1 protein-coding gene is annotated in these 26,955 nt (G+C 53.5%); it reads left to right on the forward strand.

The annotated features are described in order from the left end of the window. The gene (locus GCU48_RS11205) at positions 1 to 26,955 is read left to right on the forward strand and encodes a non-ribosomal peptide synthetase (RefSeq protein ID WP_152380056.1); all 26,955 of its coding nucleotides are present in this window, start codon (positions 1 to 3) and stop codon (positions 26,953 to 26,955) included.

Consider the following 26,955-nt stretch of genomic DNA (forward strand, 5'->3'; position numbering starts at 1 on the left):
ATGAATAACAACGTACATCAATTTTTTCCTTTAACGAATGCGCAACAGCGGATTTGGTACACTGAGCTGCTTTACCCGAATACGTCCGTATCGTTGCTTCTGGGAACCGTAAAGTTTAAAGGAAAAATGAACATAGATGCCTTAAAGCGCTCCATCAATATGGTTATTAAGCAATACGATGCTTTTCGGATTCGCATCACGGCCGAGGACGGTATTCCCCGACAATACGTAGTGCCTTTTGAGGACAAGGAGTTCACTTGTCTGGATGCAGCGGATTTCAAAAGCATAGATGAAATGAATAGCTGGTTGGAGGGTCATAAGCAAGCGCCTTTTGAACTGCTCAACAATGAGCTTTTTCAATTTTTGTTTATTAAAATTAGCGATGACGAGTATTGGCTGAGTGTTAAAATGCATCACATCATTTCCGACGGCATTTCCATGGTTCTTTTCGGAAACCAGTTAACGGAATATTACGTTGATATTATTCGGGGAATAGAACCCCAACTGGGCAAAAAATATTCTTATATCGAATATATCGAAACGGAAGGAGCTTATGTACAGTCTGATCGGTTTGCAAAGGACAAGGAGTTCTGGAACGATAAATTTGCCGGACTGCCGGACGTGACCGGATTGAAACCGTATGATCCGCTGCTGTTGAGCACGGTTGCCCAAAGAGCGCACTTTACAGTAGACGGCGGCTTGTACAAGCAAATAAAGCAATTTTGCCAAGATAATAAAGTTAGCTTGTTTCAATTTTTTATGGCGGCAATGTACATTTATATGCACAAAGCGATCGGCGAGCAGGATATCGCGATTGGTACCTCGTTAGCCAACCGTTCGACAAAGAAGGAAAAAAATACGGTGGGCATGTTCGTCAGTACAATAGCAGCTAGGTCTTTTGTTGACCCTGACGCTGATTTGATCAGCTTTTTGCAAAGCGTGGTCAAGGATCAAACCACGATTTTACGGCATCAAAAGTATCCATATAATCAATTGATTCAAGATTTAAGGGAAACCTACCGCAGCAAGGATATCCAACGGCTGTTCGGCGTTTCGATGGAATATCGTCCAGTAAGCTGGGTGGATCTGGATGACGTTCGCATTCATACAGATTATGATTTTGGCGGCGATGAAGTCAATGATCTGGTGCTTCATATTGCCGAGATGTTGGATGAAGATCAATTGGTGCTGCATGTCGATTACCGTTCCCGCCTGTTCGATGCCAGTGAGATTGCGAGAATCATTCGACATCTCCTTGTTATAACGGAACATATTGTCGAAAATCCGGAACAAAAAATATCGGAGATATCTCTGATCAATGAACAGGAAAAAAATGAAATTTTGACCGTATTCAATGATACGAAAGCTGACTATCCGAAGGATAAAACGATCCATCAGATGTTCGAGGAGCAAGCGGAGCGGACGCCGGAGCAGACGGCGGTTGTGTTCGGGGAAAGTCAGCTCACGTACCGCGAGCTGAACGAGCGGGCGAACCGGCTGGCGCGCACCTTGCGGGCCGAAGGCGTGCAGGCCGATCAGCTCGTCGGTTTGATGGCCGAGCGTTCACTGGACATGATGGTGGGCATTTTCGCCATATTAAAAGCCGGAGGAGCCTACGTACCGATCGATCCGGACTACCCGGAAGAGCGCATCCGCTACATGTTGGAGGATTCGGGGGCCAAGCTGCTCTTGCTGCCAAGCCATTTGCAGGATCGGGTACACTTTGCGGGCCGGATTTTGAAGCTGGACGAGGCGCAAGCCTACGTGCTGGACGGCTCGAATCTGGAGCCGGTCGCCGATCCTCGGGACATCGCGTATGTCATTTATACGTCGGGATCGACCGGCAAGCCGAAAGGCGTCATGGTCGAACACCGGTCGGTGATCAACCGCCTGATCTGGATGCAGGAGGCGTATCCACTGGATGCAGGAGATACAATACTGCAAAAAACGGCGATCACGTTCGACGTTTCCGTATGGGAGCTGTTCTGGTGGTCGTTCGTCGGAGCGAGTATGTGCCTGCTCCCGGTCGGCGGGGAGAAAGACCCGGAAGTGATTGTGGAGACGATTGCTGCGCAAAGGATCAGCACGATGCATTTCGTACCGGCGATGCTGAACGCCTTCCTGGAATACATCGAGCGTCAAGGAGAGGAAGCGCAAGGCAAACTGGCTTCACTGAAGCAAGTGTTTGCCAGCGGTGAAGCATTAACGCCGAATGCGGCGGCGCGGTTCCAGCAATTCGTGGCTCCGGTCGGCCAGGCGAAGCTGGTGAATTTGTACGGACCGACGGAAGCGACGGTCGACGTGTCGTACTTTAACTTGCAAGCGGACGAAACGTACAGAACGATTCCAATCGGTAAGCCGATCTCGAATATACGGCTTTATATCGTCAGCGAAGGCGGCAAGCTGCAGCCCATCGGCGTGCCGGGCGAGCTGTGCATCGCGGGAGACGGAGTCGCGCGAGGATATCTAAACCGACCGGAGCTGACGGCGGAGAAATTCGTGGACAGTCCTTTTGTGCCGGGAGAGCGGATGTACCGGACGGGAGACCTGGCCCGCTGGCAGGCGGACGGGAACATCGAATATTTGGGACGGATCGACCATCAGGTGAAAATACGGGGCTACCGGATTGAACTCGGTGAGGTAGAAACGCAGCTGTTGAAGGTGGAGGCTGTGCAAGAGACGGTCGTTGTAGCAAGGGAAGACGGAAGCGGTCAGAAGCAGATGTGCGCATACTTTACGGCGAATGCAGAGCTGACGGCAAGCGAGCTCCGCGGAGCGCTGGCGCAGGAGCTTCCGGGCTATATGATCCCGTCGTACTTCGTGCAGCTTGATCAAATGCCGCTGAGCCCGAATGGTAAAATTGACCGCAAGGCGCTGCCGGCGCCGGAAGAACATATGAATACCGGAGAGGAGTACATAGCGCCTCGAAGCGAGCGGGAAGCGCAGCTTGCGCGAATATGGCAGGAAGTGCTGGGACTGAAAATCGTCGGGATCAAGGACAACTTCTTTGAGATCGGAGGACATTCTTTGCGGGCCACAATCGTGACGGCTCGGATTCAAAAAGAAATGAACGTCGGTATATCCCTGCGGGAAGTGTTTCAAGCACCGACCATTGAGCAAATGGCACAGTTGCTGGATGGAAGGGAGCATGTTAACTATGCGTCCATCCCGCGTGTCGAGGAACAAGCGGATTATCCTGTTTCTTCGGCTCAAAAGCGGCTGTACTTGCTGAGCCAGCTCGAAGGCGGGGAAACCAGCTATAACATGCCGGGCGTGCTGATGGTGGAAGGGAGTCTGGATCGCACGCGAGCGGAAGAAGCGTTCCGTCAATTGATCCGTCGGCACGAGACGCTGAGAACAAGCTTTGACGTGGTGAACGGCGAACCGGTGCAGCGCGTGCATCCGGAGGTTCCCTTTGCGTTAGAGTACGCTCAAGCAACGGAGGAGGAAGCGCCAGCTTACATTCGCCGTTTTGTACGGGCATTTGATCTTCGGCAGGCACCGCTTCTGCGAGTGGGACTGATCGAGCTGGAAGCGGAGCGTCATCTTTTGTTGTTCGATATGCATCATATTGTTTCCGACGGTGCGTCCATCAACATTTTGGTGGAAGAATTCAACCGGTTGTATGAAGGGGAGGAACTGCCGCAGCTGCGGATTCAATACAAGGACTATGCGGCTTGGCAGCTGGCTGAGGCTCGAAGCGAACGGCTGGATAAGCAAGCAGCGTACTGGCTGGATGTCTATCGCGACGAGCTGCCCGTGCTCGAATTACCGACGGATTATGCGAGACCGCCCGTACAGAGCTTCGCGGGAAGCTCGATTGAATTTGTCGTTGATAAGCGACAAACCCATGCTTTACAGCAGCTTGCCGCCCAAACCGGTTCCACCTTGTTTATGGTGCTGCTCTCCGCTTATACCGCATTGCTGCATAAATATACAAGGCAGGAAGACATTATCGTGGGAACCCCGATTGCTGGCAGGCCGCACGCCGATCTGGAGGGCATGATCGGAATGTTTGTCAATACGCTCGCGCTCCGAAACTCCCCGGCTGCAGACAAGACTTTTTATCAGTATGTGCTGGAAGTCAAGGAATCGGCGTTAAAAGCGTATGAAAATCAGGACTTTCCATTCGAAGAACTGGTCGAAAAGCTTGATCTCAGACGAGATTTAAGTCGCAATCCGATATTTGACACCTTATTTGTGTTGCAAAACACAGAACAAGGGAATCAGGAAATCGAAGGACTGCAGTTTAAATCTTATGCTCATCCTCATCAGACGGCGAAGTTCGACTTGACGCTGAATGTAACCGAGAACGAGGAAGAACTGGCATGCAGCCTGGAGTATGCGACTGCGTTGTTCCAACGGGAAACCGTGGAACGGATGACGAAGCACCTGCTGCAGTTGATTGACGTTATTTTGGAGAAACCCGAGACAAAACTATCGTCGATCGAGATCATTACGCCGCAGGAAAAAGTGCGGATCGTGGAGCAATTCAATGCGACGACAGCGGATTATCCACATGAGAAGACGATTCATCAGTTGTTTGAGGAGCAAGCGGCAGAGTCGTTGGCGCAAGTGGCCGTCGTGTACGAAGACGCGCGTCTGACGTACTGCGAACTGAATGAGCGGGCAAACCGGCTGGCGCGGACCCTCAGGGACAAGGGTGTCGTTCAGGATCAGCCCGTGGCAATTGCTGCCCATCGGTCAATCGAGCTGGTCGTTGGCGTTTTGGCGATCCTCAAGGCTGGCGGGGCTTACGTGCCGATTGACCCGGATTATCCGGCGGAGCGCATCGGATATATGCTGGAGGATTCGGGAGTGAAGCTCCTGCTCATCCGGCGGGACGACATGGCTGATATCGGCTTTGCCGGGAGCATCATCGATCTGGACGATGACGCGGCATATGCCGAAGACGGGTCGAATCTCGGCTTGACCGGCGGTTCGGGCGATCTGGCTTATGTTATTTATACGTCGGGAACCACAGGCAGGCCGAAAGGTGTTATGGTTGAACACCGGAACGTCGTTCGTTTGGTGAAGAATACGGACTATGTCCAATTGGATGAAACGACGCGAATTTTGCAAACAGGCGCAGTAGTATTCGACGCGTCCACATTCGAGATTTGGGGAGCGCTGCTGAACGGTGGTCAGCTCTATCTGGCTAGCAACGATGTCATTCTGGACGCCCGTAAGCTTAGACAGGCTATCGAACAATACGGCATTACAACCATGTGGCTGACCTCTCCGCTGTTCAACCAACTGTCGCAGCAGGACAGCAAGCTGTTTGGCGCGATCAAGACGCTGATCGTCGGGGGCGACATGCTATCAGCCCCGCATATCAACCGGGTGCTGCGGGACAATCCGGGCCTCGACATCGTGAACGGTTATGGCCCGACGGAAAATACGACGTTCTCGACGACCTATGCGATTCCCGGCGAACTCACGGAATCGGCGCCCATCGGTCGGCCGATCCGCAACTCGACGGCTTATGTCGTGGACAGCTCGATGAAGCTGCTGCCGATTGGGGCATGGGGCGAGCTGATTGTCGGCGGGGATGGTGTCGCACGCGGATATTTGAACCGTCCGGAACTGACGGTGGAGAAATTTGTTCAGGACCCGGTAAAGCCAGGAGAGATCTGTTACCGGACAGGTGATTTGGTTCGTTGGCGTGCTGACGGAAACCTTGAGATCAAGGGACGGATTGATGAGCAGGTGAAAATCCGCGGCTTCCGCATTGAGCTGGGCGAAGTGGAGGCTCAGCTTGCCAAGATAGAATCGATTCGGGAAGCCGTCGTGATTGCGCGGGCGGACGAAAGCGAACAAAAACAGCTTTGCGCCTATTTTGCGGCCAGCAACCGGCTGAGCGCAGGCGAGATCAGAAGCGCGCTAGCAAAAGAACTGCCCAACTACATGATTCCATCCTACTTTGTCCAACTGGAGCAGCTTCCGCTGACGGCCAACGGGAAGGTGGATCGCAGAGCGCTGCCGGCTCCCGAGGAGAATGTTCACACGGGAACCGAGTACGCTGCACCGCGGACAGCCGTGGAGCAAGCTCTGGCTTCCGTTTGGCAAAGCGTGCTCGGTGTACGCAATATCGGCATTCACGACAGCTTCTTCGACCTTGGGGGCGATTCAATCAAATCGATCCAGGTGTCTTCAAGGCTGTTCCAAGCAGGCTACAAGCTGGAAATGAAAGATATGTTCAAGCATCCAACCATTGAGGGACTGAGCCAGTATGTCCAAACGGTCAGTCGCATAGCGGAGCAAGGGGAAGTCAGTGGCGCGACCAAGTTGCTCCCGGTTCAGCGCTGGTTTTTCGAGCAGCATTCCGTAAGTCCGCATCACTTTAACCAGGCTGTCATGCTGTATCGGGAGGATGGTTTTGAGGAAGCGGTGCTTCATCAAACGATGAAGAAGATCGCCGAACATCACGATGCACTGCGACTGGTGTTCCGCCAGACGGAACATGGATATGAGGCGTGGAACCGCGGCATGGCGGAAGGCGAACTGTATACTTTGGAAATTGTCGATTTCAAAGAGCAGGTTGCCCCCGAGGCAGCCATCCAAGCGAAAGCAAGCGAAATCCAACGCGGCATCGACCTGATTCATGGACCTTTGATGAAGCTGGGGTTGTTCCGGTGCGCGGAAGGGGATCATCTGCTGATTGTCATTCACCATTTGGCCGTAGACGGTGTGTCGTGGCGAATTTTGTTCGAAGATATCGCGACAGGCTACGAGCAGGCGGTAAACGGCCAGGAGATTCAGCTCCCGCAAAAAACGGATTCCTACCGGACATGGGCACAGCAGTTGTCGCTGTACGCGGAAAGTCCGGCGATGGAACATGAGCGGGCTTATTGGGAACAGCTCGGGCAAATAGTAGCAGAGCCGCTGCCGAAGGATGAGGTGCAGACCTGTCCGCTGGTTTTAGACAGCGAAACCATCACGATTCAATGGACCGAAGAGGAAACGGAGCTGCTGCTCAAGCAGGCGAACCGCGCTTATAATACGGAGACGAACGACTTGCTTTTAACGGCACTGGGGCTGGCTATTCAGGCCTGGAGCGGTATCGGGCGAGTGCTGGTCAATCTGGAAGGGCACGGCCGGGAGCCGATTATCCCGGATATCGACATCACCCGCACCGTAGGCTGGTTCACAAGTCAATTCCCGGTTACCTTGGAGATCGGAAGCAACAACGACCTGTCAGGCCAAATTAAGCGGATCAAGGAAAGTATGCGCAGCATTCCGCATAAAGGCATTGGCTTCGGCCTCCTGAAATATGGGTCTGCAAATCTGGAACGTGTTATACGTGAGCTCAAGCCGGAAATCAGCTTTAATTACTTGGGCCAATTCGATCAAGACTTGGACAATAGTTCGTTGCAGCTATCTCCTTATTCGACAGGCGGCGCGATAAGCGAACATGCTGTGCAAGCTTATACTTTGGATATGAACGGGATGATTTCCGAAGGAACGCTATCGCTTGCCATCACTTACAGTAGCAAACAATACCGCAAAGAAACGGTGGAGCGGCTATCCGAGCTCATCCGGACATCCTTGCAAAAAGTCATCCGGCACTGCACAAGCAAAGAAACGGCCGAATTGACGCCAAGCGACATCTTGCTGAAGGGATTGACTATAGAACAGCTCGATCAACTGGCATCGCATCACCGGCACGTCGGCGAAATCGAAAATGTGTACAAGCTGACGCCGATGCAAAAAGGAATGTTTTTCCACAGTCTGCTGGAGCCGCATTCACTTTCGTACTTCGAACAAGCGACGTTCGAATGGCATGGTCACTTTGATGCGCGAAGCTTTGCGCAAAGCCTGGATGCTTTGGTGCAAAGACATGCTGCGCTCCGCACCAATTTTTATAACGGATGGGGCGACCCGGTACAAATCGTTTATCGAACCAAACGCAGTGAATTCAATTATGAAGACCTGCGCGGGATGGAGCAATTACAGCGTGAGGCGTATATCCGGAATTATATAGATGATGACAGAAACAGAGGGTTTGATTTGACGCAGGACCCGCTGCTCCGCGTTTCCGTTCTACACAAGGGCGAAGCGGATTATCTGCTTATGTGGAGCTTTCATCATATCATTATGGACGGCTGGTGCGTGCCTCTCATTACACAAGAGGTGTTCCAAACCTATTTTGCGATCAGCCAGCAGAGAGAACCTGAGTTTCTCCCAGCCTTGCCGTACAGTCGTTATATCGAATGGCTGGATCGGCAGGATGATCAGGCGGCAGCCGAATACTGGAGCGACTATTTGGCAGATTACGAACAGCATACGCAGATTCCTCAAGCGAAAGCCCAAAACAAGCCGGAAGCCTACGTTTCAAAACAGATCGTTTGCGAGCTGGGCAAGGATCTGACCGGGCGAATCGAACAGGCGGCAAAACGGTACCAGGTGACAGTCAGCACTTTGATGCAGACTGTTTGGGGAATCGTGCTTCAAAAATACAATAGCAGCAGGGACGTTGTTTTCGGCAGCGTTGTTTCGGGAAGACCTGCGGAAATACCGGGAATTGAAAGCATGATCGGACTGTTTATCAACACGATTCCAGTACGTGTGCGGTCAGACGAAACCATCAGTTTCGCAGATATGGTCAAACGGCAGCAGCAACAGTACCTGGCTTCCCATGCCTACGATACGTACCCTCTTTATGAGATTCAGACGCAAACCGGACAACAGCATTTGATCACACATATCATGGTATTTGAAAACTATCCCGTAGAACAGCAAATCGAGCTGTTGGGCGGGGAGCAGGCAGCTTTTGAGATTACGGACGCTGAGCTGTTTGAGCAGACGAACTATGATTTCAATCTGATTGTTTTGCCGGGCGAAGAATTTAAAATCGTATTCCGCTATAACGAGCTCGTCTATGAACAGTCTGGCATCGAACAGATTCAGGGACATCTGATTCATATGCTGGAACAGGTGGTAAGCCGCCCGAACATTCGTGTGAACGAGCTGAAGCTGGCGACGCCGCAAGAGGAGGCGCAGATGCTGCTCCTCGGAGGCAGTGCGACAACCGCTTATCCTAAGGAGAAGACGATTCATCAGTTGTTTGAGGAGCAAGCGGCACGGTCATTGGCGCAGGTGGCCGTCGTGTACGAAGACGCGCGTCTGACATACCGCGAACTGAACGAGCGGGCAAACCGGCTGGCGCGGACACTCCGCGACAAGGGTGTTGTTCGGGATCAGCCCGTGGCGATTGCCGCCCATCGGTCGACCGAGCTGGTCGTTGGCGTTTTGGCGATCCTCAAGGCCGGCGGAGCTTACGTGCCGATTGACCCGGATTATCCGGCGGAGCGCATCGGATATATGCTGGAGGATTCGGGAGCGAAGCTCCTGCTCATCCGGCGGGACGACGTAGCCGATATCGGCTTTGCCGGGAGCGTCATCGATCTGGACGATGACGCGGCATATGCCGAAGACGGATCGAATCTCGGCTTGACCGGCGCTTCGGGCGATCTGGCTTATGTGATTTATACGTCGGGAACGACAGGCAGGCCGAAAGGCGTTATGGTTGAACACCGGAACGTCGTACGCTTGGTGAAGTCTACGGACTATGTCCAATTGGATGAAACGACGCGAATTTTGCAAACAGGCGCAGTGGTGTTCGACGCGTCCACATTCGAGATTTGGGGAGCGCTGCTGAACGGTGGTCAGCTCTATCTGGCCAGCAACGATGTCATTCTGGACGCCTGGGAGCTTAAGCAAGCTATCGAACGATACGGCATTACAACCATGTGGCTGACCTCTCCGCTGTTCAACCAACTGTCGCAGCAGGACAGTAAGCTGTTTGGCACGATCAAGACGCTGATCGTCGGGGGCGACATGCTATCGGTGCCGCATGCCAACCGGGTGCTGCGGGACAATCCGGGCCTCGGCATCGTGAACGCTTACGGCCCGACGGAAAATACGACGTTCTCGACGACCTATGCGATTCCCGGCGAACTCACGGAATCGGCGCCCATCGGTCGGCCGATCTGCAACTCGACGGCTTATGTCGTGGACAGCTCGATGAAGCTGCTGCCGATTGGGGCATGGGGTGAGCTGATCGTCGGCGGGGATGGCGTCGCGCGCGGGTATTTGAACCGTCCGGAACTGACGATGGAGAAATTTGTTCAAGACCCGGTAAAGCCGGGAGAGATCTGTTACCGGACAGGTGATTTGGTTCGTTGGCGTGCTGACGGAAACCTTGAGATCAAGGGACGGATTGATGAGCAGGTGAAGATTCGTGGCTATCGAATCGAGCTGGGCGAGGTGGAGGCGCACCTTTTACAGGTCGAGTCCGTACAGGAAGCCGTTGTCATTGCACGTGAGGACCAGACTGGACAGAAGCAGCTGGCAGCCTATTTCGCTGCGGAGAAAATGCTGCCCGCCAGCGAGCTTAAAGCTGCGCTTGCGCAGGAGCTTCCGGCTTACATGCTTCCGGCCTATTTTGTTCAAGTAGATCGGCTGCCGCTGACCCCCAACGGGAAAATTGATCGCAAAGCACTGCCGGCGCCGCAGGAAATCGAAACAGCCGGGTCGCGGCATGAGGCGCCAAGAACGCCGATAGAAGCAAGTCTGGCGAACATTTGGCAGGAAGTGCTGGGGCTGAAAAGTGTTGGGATTAAAGACAACTTCTTTGATATCGGAGGACACTCTTTGCGGGCTACGCTTCTCATGTCCCGTATTCACAAAGAGCTGAACGGCCATATCGCGCTCCGGGAGGTGTTTCAATTCCCGACCATCGAACAGATGGCCGAAATAATCGAAAGCCGGGATCAGGCGGCTTATGCTTCCATTCCGGTCGTCGGGGAACGAAGCTACTACCCGGTATCTTCGGCACAGAAGCGTTTATACGTGCTCAGCCAGATCGAAGGCGGAGAAATCAGCTACAATATGCCGGGCGTTATGACAGTGGAAGGGGAACTGGACCGCACGCGGCTGGAAGCGGCGTTCCGCCAGCTGATACGTCGGCACGAGACGCTGAGAACGAGCTTCGATGTCGTGGACGGCGAGCCGGTGCAGAAGGTGCACGAGGAAGTGTCTTTTGCGGTGGAATATGCAGAGGTCCGGGAAGAAGAAGCGAGAGAACACGTTCGTGAGTTTATTCGTCCGTTCGATCTCCGGCAGGCTCCACTTCTGCGAGTCGGACTGCTCCGGTTGCAGAAAGATCGCCATTTGCTGTTGTTCGACATGCATCATATCGTCTCCGACGGTGCGTCGATGAACATTTTGATTGAGGAGTTCATCCAGCTGTACGAAGGCGCCGAACTGCCAGAACTGCGGATTCAGTACAAAGATTATGCAGTATGGCAGCAACTGGAGGTGCAAAGCGAACGGATCGGCAAGCAGGAAGCCTATTGGCTGGATACATTCCGCGGGGAGCTTCCGGTGCTCGATCTTCCGACAGACGGGGTTAGACCGGCGCTGCAAAGCTTCGAAGGGGATCAGATTGAATTCGTGATCGATGCCTCCAGAAGCGAGGCTTTAAAACGACTTGCGGCAAGCACCGGATCGACCTTGTATATGGTGTTGCTGTCCGCATATACGACGCTCCTGCACAAATATACCGGCCAGGAGGATGTGATTGTCGGTACCCCGATTGCAGGAAGGCCGCATGGGGAGCTGGAAGGCCTGATTGGGATGTTCGTCGGCACGCTGGCGCTACGCAATTATCCGGCGGGTGAAAAAAAATTCCTGGACTATCTGCAGGAAGTCAAAGAAACGGCGCTGCAAGCGTATGAGCATCAGGACTACCCGTTGGAAGAGCTTGTGGCGAAGCTGAATTTGAAACGGGATTTGAGCCGCAACCCGTTGTTCGATACGATGTTCGCCCTGCACAATTTGGAGCAAGGGCAGCGGGAAATTGCCGATCTGCAGTTCAAGCCTTATCCGCATGAGCATACGGCTGCCAAATTTGATCTGATGTTCAATGTGACTGAGCAAGGAAGCGAGCTTGCGTGCAGCCTCGAATATGCCAGTATGCTGTTTAAGCGGGAAACGGCCGAACGGATAGCGAATCATTTCCTGCAGGTGATCGATGCGGTGGTGAGTATGCCTGAGACGAAGCTGTCGGAGATTGCGATCATCACGGCTCCGGAGCAAGCGCAGATTCTGGAGCAATTCAACGCGACCGCAGCTGACTATCCGAAGGATAAAACGATCCATCAGATGTTCGAGGAGCAAGCAGAGCGGACGCCGGAGCAGACGGCGATTGTACTCGGGGAAAGCCGACTCACGTACCGCGAGCTGAACGAGCGGGCCAACCGTTTGGCGCGCACCTTGCGGGCCGAAGGCGTACAGGTCGATCAGCGCGTCGGATTAATGACCGAGCGTTCGCTGGACATGATGGTGGGTATTTTCGCCATATTAAAAGCCGGCGGAGCCTACGTACCGATTGATCCAGACTATCCGGAAGAGCGTATTCGCTACATGCTGGAGGATTCGGGGGCGAAGCTGCTCCTGCTGCAAAGTCATTTGCAGGATCGCATCCGTTTCGCGGGCCAGATTTTGAAGCTGGACGAGGCGCAGGCGTATGTGCAGGACGACTCGAATCTGGCGCCGGTCGCCGGACCTCGGGACATGGCGTATGTCATCTATACGTCGGGATCGACCGGCAAGCCGAAAGGCGTCATGGTCGAACACCAGTCGGTGATCAACCGCCTGACCTGGATGCAGAAGGTGTATCCATTTGATGCAGGAGAAATAATTTTGCAAAAAACAGCGATCACGTTCGACGTTTCGGTGTGGGAGCTGTTCGGCTGGTCTTCTGTAGGAGCGAGTTTGTGCCTGCTTCCAGTCGGCGGGGAGAAAGATCCGGAAGTGATTCTGGAGACGATTGAGGCGCAAAGAATCAGCAGGATACATTTTGTACCGGCGATGTTGAACGTGTTCCTGGAATACATTGAGCGTCAAGGAGAGCAAGCGCAAAGCAAGCTGGCCTCGTTGAAGCTAGTGTCTACGAGTGGGGAAGCATTAACGCCGATTGCGGCAGCGCGGTTCCAGCAACTCGTCGCCCCGGTCAGTCAGGCGAAGCTGGTGAATTTGTACGGGCCGACGGAAGCGACGGTCGAAGTCTCGTATTTTAACTTGCGAGCAGACGAAACGTACAGAACGATTCCAATTGGCAAGCCGATTTCGAATATACGGCTATACATCGTCAGTGAAGGCGGAAGGTTGCAGCCCATCGGCGTGCCAGGTGAGCTATGCATCGCGGGAGACGGAGTTGCCCGGGGGTATCTAAACCGACCTGAGCTGACGGCGGAGAAATTCGTGGACGACCCGTTTGTGCCGGGAGAGCGAATGTACCGAACGGGAGACCTGACCCGCTGGCAAGCGGACGGGAACATCGAGTATTTGGGACGGATCGACCATCAGGTGAAAATACGGGGTTACCGGATTGAACTTGGTGAGGTGGAAACGCAACTGTTGAAGGTGGAGGCTGTACAGGAGACGGTCGTGGTAGCGAGGGAAGACGAAAGCGGTCAGAAGCAGATGTGCGCGTACTTTACGGCGAATACAGAGCTGACGGCAAGCGGGCTCCGTGGAGCGCTGGCGCAGGAGCTTCCGGGCTATATGATCCCGTCATACTTCGTGCAGCTTGAGTACATGCCGCTGAACCCGAACGGAAAGATTGATCGCAAAGCGCTGCCCGCGCCTGAAAGCAGCCTATCGGCTGGAACTGCCTATGAGGCCCCGCGGACAGCGGTGGAGCAAGCACTGGCTGCTGTTTGGCAGGGCGCGCTCGGTGTGGAGAAGATCGGCATTCACGACAACTTCTTCGACCTTGGGGGCGATTCGATCAAGTCGATCCAAGTGTCCTCGAGACTGCTGCAGGCCGGCTACAAACTGGACATGAAGCATTTGTTCAAGTATCCGACCATCGCCGAGCTCAGCCCGCATGTGCAAACCGCCGGACGCATCGCTGATCAAGGGGAAGTGATGGGCGAGACGCCGCTGCTCCCGATCCAGCGTTGGTTCTTCGAACAGGCGCCTGTTGATCTGCACCACTTTAATCACGCGGTTATGCTGTATCGGGCGGAAGGCTTTGAACTGACGGCTTTGCGTCAAACGATGGCCAAAATCGCCGAGCATCACGATGCACTGCGGCTGGTGTTCCGCCAGACGGAACACGGATATGAGGCGTGGAACCGCGGCATCGGCGAGGGCGAGCTGTACACGCTCGACATCGCGGATTTCCGGGGTGAGGCTGACTACGCAGCCGCCATCGAAGCGAAAGCAAGCGACATTCAGCGCAGCATAAACCTGAGCGAAGGGCCGCTGCTGAAGCTGGGGCTGTTCCACTGCGCGGACGGCGACCATTTGCTGATCGTCATACACCATCTGGCGGTGGACGGGGTATCGTGGCGGATATTGTTCGAGGATATCGCCGCAGGCTATGAGCAGGCAGCAAGCGGGCGGGAAATCCGGCTGCCGCAAAAAACAGACTCGTTCCGCACATGGGCGCAGCAATTGCCACAGTATGCGGCAAGTCCGGCGATGGAAATTGAGCGAGAGTACTGGCAGCAGATCGTGCAGACGGCAGCAGCTATTGAACCGCTGCCGAAAGACCAAAAGCACGATAACCCTACCCGAAGCGATGGAGAAACGGTCACCATGCAATGGAGTGAGGAGGAAACCTTGCTGCTACTGAAGCAGGCCAACCACGCCTACAACACGGAAGTAAACGACTTGCTGCTGACCGCTTTGGGCATGGCGATTCATGCCTGGACGGGAACAGAGCAAGTATTGGTAAGTCTGGAAGGACACGGCCGGGAACCAATTATTCCAGATGCCGACATTACCCGGACCGTAGGCTGGTTTACGAGCCAATATCCGGTCGTGCTGGAGATGGCGGCTGAACAAGACATTTCGCGTAGCATCAAGCGCGTCAAGGAAGGGTTCCGTCGCATTCCGAATAAGGGCATCGGGTATGGCATTTTGACCTACTTGTCCGGTGACGGCGAGAACGAGGGTCATGCTCTGCGTCTCCAGCCGGAAATCAGCTTCAACTATCTGGGGCAGTTCGATCAGGACTTGGATAGCAATAAGCTGCAAATTTCGCCTTATTCGGTTGGAGCTTCCATAAGCGAGAAGATGGCACAGCGCTATACGCTGGATATGAACGGCATGATTTCGCAGGGTGTCTTGTCGCTGACAATCGATTACAATGGGCGGCAATACCGCAAAGAAACGATGGAAAAACTTTCCCAACTCCTGCGTACAAGTCTGCGGGAAGTGATCCTGCACTGCGCAGATAAAGAGCAGCCGGAGCTGACGCCGAGCGATCTGCTGCTTTCGGACCTCAGCATGGAGGAACTGGAGCAGCTTGTACAGCAAACCGCGCATATCGGTGAGATCGAAAATGTGTACAAGCTCACGTCGATGCAAAAAGGCATGCTGTTCCACAGTCAATTGGAGCCGGATTCGGCAGCTTACTTCGAGCAAGCAGTGTTCAGTCTTCAGGGAAGCCTGGACGTTGAGATCTTTGCCCAAAGTCTGGATGCTCTCGTGCAGCGGCACGACGTGCTGCGTACCGGATTTTACAGCGGGCTGGCCGAGCCTGTACAGGTCGTCTATCGGCGCAAGCCTTGCGGATTTTACTACGAAGATCTGCGCGGATTGGAAGAAGCCGAGCGCGAGGCGTATGCTCAGGCGTTCAGCGTCAACGATACAGCGGCAGGATTCGATTTGGCGCAGGATGCGCTGCTGCGTGTTTCGGTTTTGCGAATCGGTGAACAAACATACCAATTCTATTGGAGCTTCCATCATATTATTATGGATGGCTGGTGCGTGCCGATCATGATGCAGGAAGTATTCGAGCACTATGCCGCAATTCAGGAACAGCGGCAGCCAGAGCTTTCCGTTGTCCTGCCGTATCGTCAATATATTGAATGGCTTGATCAGCAAAGCCCGGAAGAAGCGGCCACATACTGGAGCAAGTATTTGGAAGATTACGATCAGCAGACGCTGCTTCCGCAGGAGATTCAGGAGAACCCGCAAAACAAGGCAGCGGGCTATGTGGCGGAAGAACTCGATTGCGACTTGGGCGGGGAACTAACTCGCCGGATGGAATCAATTGCCAAGCAGCATCAAGTGACAATTAATACGCTGATGCAGAGCGCTTGGGGCCTTGTTTTGCAAAGATACAACGGCAGCAGGGACGTTGTTTTCGGCAGCGTCGTATCTGGAAGACCGGCAGAAATAACCGGAATCGAAACGATGATCGGTCTGTTTATCAATACGATCCCGGTTCGCATTCGTGCCGAGGAAGGCGCCGCTTTTACAGATGTGCTGAAAGCAACCCAAGAGCTGGCCCTGGCATCGAGCGCTTACGATACGTATCCGCTCTATGAAATTCAAGCGCAAACCGAACAGAAGCAAAGCTTGATTTCCCATATCATGGTATTTGAAAACTATCCTATGGAACAGCAAATCGAGCAGTCAGCCAGCGGTGACGAGGATGCCTTTGAAATTACGAACGTCAGTATGTTCGATCAAACGAGTTATGATTTCAATCTGATCGTCATCCCGGGCGAAGCCATTCGGATTAGCTTCCGCTACAATAGTCTGGTTTACAAGCAAGCAGGTGTTGCGCTGATGCAGGGGCATTTCATGCATGTGCTGGAGCAAATTACAGCCAATCCGAACTTGCCTGTGAGCGAGCTTGAACTGGCTACTCAGGAAGAAATGGCCCAGATTCTGGAGCAATTCAACGCGACCGCGGCTGACTATCCGAAGGATAAAACGATCCATCAGATGTTCGAGGAGCAAGCGGAGCGGACGCCGGAGCAGACGGCGGTTGTATTTGGGGAAAGCCGGCTCACGTACCGCGAGCTGAACGAGCGGGCGAACCGGCTGGCGCGCACGTTGCGGGCCGAAGGCGTGCAGGCCGATCAGCTCGTCGGGTTGATGGCGGAGCGTTCGCTGGATATGATGGTAGGCATTTTCGCGATCTTAAAAGCCGGAGGAGCCTACGTACCGATAGATCCGGGCTACCCGGAAGAGCGCATTCGCTACATGCTGGAGGATTCGGGGGCGAAGCTGCTCCTGCTGCCAAGCCATTTGCAGGACCATATCCGCTTCGAAGGTCGGACGTTGAAGCTGGACGAGGCGCAGGCGTACGAGCAGGACGGCTCGAATCTGGCGCCAGTCGCCGGACCAGGGGACATGGCGTATGTCATTTATACGTCGGGATCGACGGGCAAGCCGAAAGGGGTCATGATCGAGCATCGGTCGGTGATCAACCGCCTGATCTGGATGCAGGAGGCATATCCGCTGGATGCGGGAGATACGATACTGCAAAAAACGGCGATCACGTTCGACGTTTCCGTATGGGAGTTGTTTTGGTGGTCGTTCGTCGGAGCGAGTATGTGCCTGCTTCCGGTCGGCGGGGAGAAAGACCCGGAAGTGATGGTGGAGACGATTGCTGCGCAAGGAATCAGCACGATGCATTTCGTACCGGCGATGCTGAACGCCTTTCTGGAATACATCGAGCATCAAGGAGAGCCAGCGCAAAGCAAGCTGTCTTCGCTGAAGCAAGTGTTTACCAGCGGGGAAGCCTTAACGCCGAATGCGGCGGCACGGTTCCAGCAATTCATTGCCCCGGCCAGCCAGGCGAAGCTGGTGAATTTGTACGGGCCGACGGAAGCAACGGTCGATGTGTCGTACTTTAACCTGCAAGCGGATGAAGCGTACAGAACGGTTCCGATTGGAAAGCCGATCTCGAATATACGGCTTTATATCGTCAGCGAAGGCGGCAAGCTGCAGCCCATCGGCGTACCGGGCGAGCTGTGCATCGCGGGGGACGGAGTGGCCCGAGGATATCTGAATCGTCCCGAACTGACGGCGGAGAAATTCGTGGACAGTCCTTTTGTGCCGGGAGAGCGGATGTACCGGACGGGAGATTTGACCCGCTGGCAGTCGGACGGAAACATCGAATATTTGGGACGGATCGACCATCAGGTGAAAATACGCGGCTACCGGATTGAACTCGGCGAAGTGGAAGCACAGCTATTGAAGGTGGAGGCTGTGCAGGAGGCAATTGTCGTAGCAAAGGAAGACGAGAACGGTCAAAAGCAGATGTGCGCATACTTTACGGCGAATGCAGAGCTGACGGCAAGCGAGCTCCGCGGAGCGCTGGGTCAGGAGCTTCCGAGCTATATGATCCCGTCGTACTTCGTGCAGCTTGAGCAAATGCCGCTGAGCCCGAATGGAAAAATAGATCGTAAAGCACTGCCTGCGCCTGAGGGCAATCTTCTAACAGGTGCGAAGTATGATGCGCCAACAACGCCTGTGGAAGCGCGGCTCGCACAGATTTGGAAGGACGTGCTTGGCGTGGGGCATGTAGGGATCAAAGATAACTTCTTTGAAATCGGAGGACACTCTTTGCGGGCTACGCTTCTCGTGTCCCGTATTCACAAAGAGCTGAACGCCCCTATTGCGCTCCGTGAAGTGTTTCAATTCCCGACCATCGAACAGATGGCGAAAATGATCGAAAGCCGGGATCAAGCGGCTTATGCTTCCATTCCGACCGTCGGAGAACGAAGCTACTACCCGGTATCTTCGGAACAGAAGCGTTTGTACGTGCTCAGCCAGCTCGAAGGCGGAGAAATCAGCTACAATATGCCGGGCGTTATGACGGTAGAAGGAGAACTGGACCGCACGCGGCTGGAAGCTGCGTTCCGCCGACTCATACGCCGACATGAGACATTGAGAACGAGCTTTGATGTCGTGAACGGCGAACCGGTGCAGCGAGTGCATGAGGAAGTGCCATTTACGGTGGAATATATTGAGGCCCAGGAAGAAGAGGCAAAAGACCGCATTCGCGACTTTATCCGCCCGTTCGATTTACAGCAGGCACCGCTTCTGCGGGCCGGATTAATCAAGCTGCAGCAAGATCGCCATCTGTTGCTGTTTGATATGCATCATATCGTCTCTGACGGAACCTCGATGGGCGTGTTGACCGAGGAATTTATGCAGATGTACGAGGGAAGCGAGCTGCCGGAGCTGCGGATCCAGTACAAAGACTATGCAGTATGGCAGCAAACGGAGATGCAAAGCGAGCGGATTGAGAAGCAGGAAGCCTACTGGCTGGACGTATTCCGCGGCGAGCTCCCAATTCTCGATTTGCCGATTGATGAAACTCGTCCGGCGGAGCGAAGCTTTGCAGGAAAACAGGTTGATTTTGTGATTGATGCCGCCAAAGGGCAGGCTTTGCAGCAGCTTGCGGCGCAAACTGGATCGACCTTATATATGGTGCTGCTGTCCGCATATACCGCGCTCTTGCATAAATATACTGGGCAGGAGGATGTGATTGTCGGCACCCCGATTGCGGGAAGGTCGCACAGTGATCTGGAAGGTCTAATCGGGATGTTTGTCGGCACGCTTGCACTCCGCAATTATCCGTCCGGCGAGAAATCGTTTCTTGACTATTTGCAGGAAGTCAAAGAAACGGCACTGCAAGCATACGAGCATCAGGACTATCCGTTCGAGGAATTGGTTGCGAAGCTCAATTTAAATCGGGATATGAGCCGAAATCCGCTGTTCGATACGATGTTTGTGCTGCAAAATACGGAGCAGAGCGAACGGGAGATTGCCGGATTGCAATTCAAACCGTATGTGTATGAGAATCAATCCGCTAAATTTGATCTGACGCTTCTTATAGCGGAGCAAGGCGAGGAACTCGTCTGCAGCTTTGAGTACGCCAGTGCGCTGTTCAAGCAGGAAACGGTCGAACGGTTAGCGAGCCAATTCGTGCAGGTGATCCATACGGTGGTGAGCGCACCCGAGACGAAGCTGTCGAAGATTGCAATCATTACAGCTCAGGAGCAAGCGCAGATTCTGGAGCAGTTCAACGCTCCTGCGGTTGACTATCCGAAAGATAAACCGATTCATCAGATGTTCGAGGAGCAAGTGGAGCGAACGCCGGATCAGACGGCAGTTGTGTTCGGAGAAAGTCGGCTAACGTATCGCGAGCTGAATGATCGGGTGAACCAGTTGGCGCATGCGTTGCGCGCCGAAGGCGTTCGGTCGGAGCAATTTGTCGGCCTGATGGTCGAGCGTTCGCTGGAAATGGTGATCGGGATTTTCGGAATTTTGAAGGCCGGTGGCGCTTATGTACCGATTGACCCGGAATATCCGGAAGAGCGGATTCACTATATTTTAAAAGACTCGGGTACAAAGCTGCTGCTCACGCAAAGTCATTTACGGCAGGAAAAACCTGATTTGGCGAGCTTCGAAGGCAAGATGGTGGATTTGGACAGCAGCCAGGCATACGCAGAAGACCGTTCCAATCCGGGCATTACAGTCAAGCCGAAGGATCTTATGTATCTCATTTATACTTCTGGTACTACAGGACTGCCTAAGGGAACCATGATTACGCAGCAAGGCTTGGTCAACTATATTTGGTGGGCGAAAAAAGTGTATGTAGGCGAGGAAAAGCTTGATTTTCCATTGTATTCGTCGATTTCTTTCGATTTGACGCTTACCTCAATATTTACGCCGCTTATCACAGGCAATACGATCTTCATTTATGAAGGGGCGGACAAGGGGACGTTAATCCAGGAGATCATTGAGGACAATCAGGTGGACATTCTTAAGCTGACGCCGACGCATTTGAGCCTGATCAAAGACATGAAGATGCCCGACCACTCTAGAATTCGAAAAATGATCGTAGGCGGAGAAAATCTCAGCACTCATTTGGCGAAAAGCATCTCTGATCTGTTTGGCGGAAACATCGAAATTTTCAACGAATACGGGCCAACCGAAACGGTAGTCGGATGCATGATTTACCTCTACGATCCTGTGAGGGATACGAAGGAGTCCGTACCGATTGGGGTTCCGGCCGACAACGTGTACATTTACTTGCTCGATTCGCAGCGCAATTTGGTGCCGCCGGGCGTACCCGGAGAGATGTACATTGCCGGAGACGGAGTCGCCCTGGGCTATCTGAACCGTCCTGAGCTGACGGCGGAGAAATTCGTGGACAACCCGTTTGCTCCAGGTGGGCGGATGTATCGGACAGGGGATCTGGCCCGATGGCAGGCGGACGGAAACATCGAATATTTGGGACGAATCGACGAGCAAGTGAAAATACGCGGCTACCGAATCGAGCTAGGCGAGGTGGAAGCGCAGCTCATGAAAGTGGAAGCTGTACAAGAAGCCGTCGTAACGGCTCGTGCGAGTGAGGACGGGCAAAAGCAGCTATGCGCATATTTGGTTGCTGACCGTTCGTTGACGGCAAGCGAGCTCCGCGGAGTATTGGCGAAGGAGCTTCCAAGCTACATGATCCCGTCGTACTTTGTACAGTTGGAGCGGTTGCCGTATACGCCTAACGGGAAAGTCGACCGCAAAGCGCTGCCCGCGCCTGAAGGCAGCTTGCCGACCGGAACCGCCTATGAGGCTCCACGTACAGCGGTGGAGCAAGCGTTGATCACCGTTTGGCAGGGCGTGCTAGGTGTCGGAAGAATCGGCATTCATGACAACTTCTTTGACCTTGGGGGCGATTCGATCAAGTCGATCCAGGTGTCTTCGAGACTGCTGCAAGCCGGCTACAAGCTGGACATGAAACATTTGTTCAAGTATCTGACTATAGCTGAGCTCAGCCCGCATGCGCAAATCGTCGGCCACATCGTTGATCAAGGGGAAGTGACGGGTGCAACGCCGCTGCTCCCGATCCAGCACTGGTTCTTTGAACAGACGCCTGTTGATCCGCATCACTATAACCATTCGGTCATGCTGTATCGAGCGGAAGGCTTTGAACAGACAGCGCTGCGTCAAACGCTGGCCAAAATCGCCGAGCATCACGATGCACTGCGGCTCGTATTCCGCTTGAACGATCACGGATACGAAGCGTGGAACCGCGGCATCGGCGAGGGCGAGCTGTACACGCTCGACATCGCGGATTTCCGGGGCGAGGCTGACTACGCAGCTGCCATCGAAGCGAAAGCAAGCGACATTCAGCGCAGCATGAACCTGAGCGAAGGGCCGCTGCTGAAGCTGGGGCTGTTCCATTGCGCGGACGGCGACCATTTGCTGATCGTCATTCACCATCTGGCGGTGGACGGAGTATCGTGGCGGATATTGTTCGAGGATATCGCCGCAGGCTATGAACAGGCGGCAAGCGGGCGGGAAATCCGGCTGCCGCAAAAAACAGACTCGTTCCGCACATGGGCGCAGCAATTGTCACTGCATGCGGCAAGTCCGACGATGGAACACGAGCGGGAGTACTGGCGGCAAATCGTGCAGACGGCAGCAGCTATTGAACCGCTGCCGATGGATTTTGCTCACCCTACAGCCCAGGTTCGCGACAGCGAGACGGTAGTAGCTGGATGGAGCGAGGAAGAAACCTCGCTGCTGTTGAAGCAGGCTAACCACGCTTACAACACGGAAGTAAACGACTTGCTGCTGACCGCTTTGGGCATGGCAGTTCATGCCTGGACGGGAACGGAGCAGGTGCTGGTAAATCTGGAGGGACACGGTCGGGAACCGATCATTCCAGATACCGACATCACCCGGACCGTAGGCTGGTTTACGAGCCAATATCCGGTTGTACTGGAGACCGGGGCCGAACAGGACATTTCTCGTAGCATTAAGCGTGTCAAGGAAGGGCTTCGCCACATTCCGAATAAAGGCATTGGATACGGGATTTTGGCCCACTTGTCCGATAACGGAGTAAACGGGGACGATTCCTTGCAGCTTAAGCCGGAAATCAGCTTCAACTATCTGGGGCAGTTCGACCAGGATTTGGACAGTAGTAAGCTGCAAATTTCGCCTTATTCAACCGGGGTTGCCATTAGCGAAAACAGCGTGCGGAATTATGTACTGGACATCAACGGCATGATTTCGGAAGGTACGTTGAAGCTGGCCATCAGCTATTGCGGAAATCAATACCGCAAGGAGACGATGGAAAAGCTGGCCGAGCTGATTCAAAGCAGCCTTAAGGCAATCATCCTCCACTGCGCGGGTAAAGAGCAGTCGGAGCTGACGCCAAGCGATTTGCTGCTTTCGGATCTCAGCCTGGAGGAACTGGAGCAGCTTGTGCAGCAAACCCGGCATGTCGGCGAGATCGAAAATGTGTACAAGCTGGCGCCGATGCAAAAGGGCATGCTGTTCCTGAGCCTGCTGGAGTCTAATTCGGGTTCTTACTTCGAACAATCGACTTTTGGCATCCGGGGAAGTCTGGACATGCAAGTATTCGCTCAAAGTCTGGATGCCTTAATGCAACGCCATGATGCACTGCGCACCAACTTTTACAATGGTTTGGCCGAGCCTGTACAAGTTGTATTCCGCAACAGGCAAAGTGATTTTTATTGTGAGGATTTGCGCGGAATGGATCAGGCGCAGTGCGATGCGTATGCAGAGAACTTTAATGTCCAGGATCGGGCAAAAGGGTTTGACCTGACCCGGGATGCACTGCTGCGTGTCTCGATCCTCCGTACCGGGGAAGAAAACTACAGCCTAATCTGGAGCTTCCATCATATTATTATTGATGGCTGGTGCGTTCCGCTTCTGATGCAGGAGGTATTCGAGCACTATACGGCGATTCTGGAGCAAAGACAACCGAAGCTCCCACCAGCGCCATCCTACAGTACCTATATCGAGTGGCTGGATCGTCAGGATGCCGGAAAGGCTACCGATTATTGGAGCAAGTACCTGGAAGACTATGAGCAGCAAACGCTATTGCCGCAAGTAAAAGCCCAAGGCAAAGTCGAAGGGTACAGGCTGGAATATACGATCTGCGATCTTGGCGAGGATATGACCAAGCAGATCGAACTGTTGGCCAAGCAGCATCAAGTAACGGTTAGCATGCTGATGCAGGCAGCATGGGGGATTTTATTGCAACGGTACAATAACAGCCGGGATGTCGTTTTCGGAAACGTGGTATCGGGAAGACCTGCGGACATACCGGGTATTGAGAATATGGTCGGTCTGTTTATCAATACGGTTCCCGTTCGCGTTCAAACAGAAGAAGGGGAGACCTTCGCGCAATTGCTGAAAAAGCTGCAAGAGCAGTATTTGGCCTCGCACGCTTACGATACGTATCCGCTGTATGAAATCCAGGCGTTGACTGAGCAAAAGCAAAGCTTAATCAACCACGTCATGGTATTTGAAAACTACCCGGTGGAAGAGCGGCTCGGCCAGATGAGACAAAACGATCGGGATGAGATGGAGATTACCGTTCTCGAAGCATTCGAACAAACGAACTATGATTTTGTTCTTACCATTGAGCCGGGTGCACAGCTCAAGCTTCATATGAGATACAATGCGCTCGTGTTTGAAGCGGATACCATCAGTCGTCTGCAGGCACATGCGGTTCATCTGCTTGAACAATTACTTGATAACCCGCATAGCCCGGTCTGCGATCTGGGCATGATCACGCCGGAAGAGCAATCGCAGATTATAGAGGTATGGGGGGATACAGCAGCTCCTTATCCGCGTGAGAAGACTCTTCACCGTATATTTGAGGAACAAGCGGCGCTCACACCGGATCGTACAGCACTTATTTACGGCGAGATCGAGCTTACCTACGGAGAACTTCATCGGCAGGCAAACCGCCTCGCGCGTACATTGCGCGCCCAAGGGGTTAAACCGGACCAACCAGTCGGCATTATGGTTGAGCGCTCGCTTGAGATGATTATTGGTATCCACGCCATTCTAAAAGCGGGCGGGGCCTATGTGCCGATTGATCCGGAATTCCCGGAAGATCGCATTCGACACATGTTGGAGGATTCAGGAGCGAAGCTTCTGTTGACCAAGAACCATCTCAAAGATCGCTTTCCGTTTGCTGGTACACTCCTGGCACTCGATGATCCGCAGGCGTATCATGCTGATGACTCGAATCTCGAGCCCATCGCGGGGCCGGAGCATCTGGCGTATATCATTTACACGTCAGGTTCAACCGGCAAGCCGAAAGGCGTAATGATTGAACATCGTTCCGCTGTCCATACGCTGAGTCAGTTGGAAACTGAATATCCGATGCTGGCAGGTGACCGATTCCTGCTGAAAACAACATTCACCTTTGACTTCTCCGTGCCGGAGTTGTTCTGCTGGTTCTTTGGGCAAGGAACTCTCGTGATCCTGCCGCAAGGCGTGGACAAAGACCCGTTGGCACTGCTGGAGGCTGTGGATACGAACCGTATCACGCATCTCAATCTGGTGCCGTCGATGCTCAGTGTTCTCGTTCAGTATTTAAAAGAAAGCGACACTCAGGGATTCCTTACGCTGAAATACCTGTTTGCCTGCGGCGAGACGCTGCCTGCCAAACTTGTAGAAGAGTACTATAAAGTGTCTCCACACGCAGTGCTGGAGAACATCTATGGTCCTACGGAAGCAGCCGTATATGCGACCCGATATACAACGAGCCCTGAGACTGCTGCTCTAACGCATGTACCTATCGGTAAGCCGTACGCGAACGTCCAGGTTTGGATGATGGATAGTGCTTCTCAGGTATCACCTGTAGGTGTACCGGGGGAACTCTGCATTGCAGGCGAAGGGGTAGCAAGGGGATACTTCAACCAGCCGGAACTGACGGCGGAGAAGTTTATTCCTCATCCGTACAAACCGGGAGCACGGATTTACCGGACGGGCGATTTGGCCCGATGGCTGCCAGACGGGAATATTGAGTATTTGGGACGGATCGATCACCAGGTAAAAATCCGGGGTTATCGCATTGAACTGGGAGAAGTGGAAGCACAAATTCTTAAAGTGCCATCTGTGCAGGAAGCAGTCGTTCTTGCACTGGCTGATGCAACTGGAAGTACTCAGCTTTGCGCGTACTTTGTGGCTGAAGAAGGGCTTGCAGCGGGCGTATTACGTGAAGCACTGGCCAACGAACTGCCAAGCTACATGATTCCGACTGCGTTCGTACAGTTGGCACAAATGCCGCTGAATCCGAACGGCAAGCTGGATCGCAAAGCGCTGCCGGCACCGGAAGCACTGCTGCGGAGCACAGCCGAGTATATCCCGCCACGTACGCCGACAGAAGTCGAACTGGCGCATATTTGGTCCGAGGTACTCGGCGTGCAGGAAATCGGAGTCAAAGATCATTTCTTCGAGCTTGGGGGCCATTCCCTGAAAGTATTGGGATTGATCCAGAAAATCTCGACCGGCATGGGCGTACAGCTTCCGCTCCAACTCGTGTTCAATCTTCCGACTGTGGAGGAAATGGCACAAGAAATTTTCAAGCTGCGGGCAAAAGCTGCTTCTGATGAAGAAGAAATGGAAATCCTCCACTTCCCAGGGAAGGGAGATCTCAAAGTGTTTTGTTTCCCTCCTCGGGTTGGCTACTCTCTGGGGTACTATGAGATGGCCAGGGAGCTGGAAGGGCATTGCGAAGTATACGGGTTCGAATTCATTGGCGATCGTGTTCAGGGTCAAGATATGCTGGATCGATATGTGGATGCCATTGAGGGGATTCAAGCAGAGGGACCTTATGTCTTCCTGGGCTACTCCCTCGGAGGAAATCTGGCCTTCGAGGTGGCCAAAGCCATGGAAAGCCGAGGTCATCAGGTCAGCGACCTCATTATGGTCGATGCGATGAGAAAGACATCCAAGGATGAATCGACACCAGAGCAGCTTGAAGAGATCGTCGAGACGGTGTTGGACAGCATTGAGGATCAGTACAAAGCATTCCTGGCCGATCCATCCGACAGGGAACGAGTCAAAGAGAAAATATTGATCTACTCCATCTATCGGAATGAGCTTGTTAACGAGGGTGAGGTTCAGGCGAATATTCATGCCTTGATTGCAGAGGACGATACCATTGGTCCAGTGACATCATCAGATAAACTGCTATGGCAACAGTCAACGCATGGTCAATACGAAGAGTACGGAATTATCGGTACGCACGATGTGCTGCTTGATTCCGGTTATGTCGGGGAGAATGCTAAAGTACTGAGACAGATACTTGGCAAGGTCGCAGAAGCATCATCTAAAAGCAAGCCCATATTGTCCTAA

The organism is Paenibacillus brasilensis (assembly GCF_009363115.1).
In the GTDB taxonomy this organism is placed as follows: Bacteria; Bacillota; Bacilli; order Paenibacillales; family Paenibacillaceae; genus Paenibacillus; species Paenibacillus brasilensis.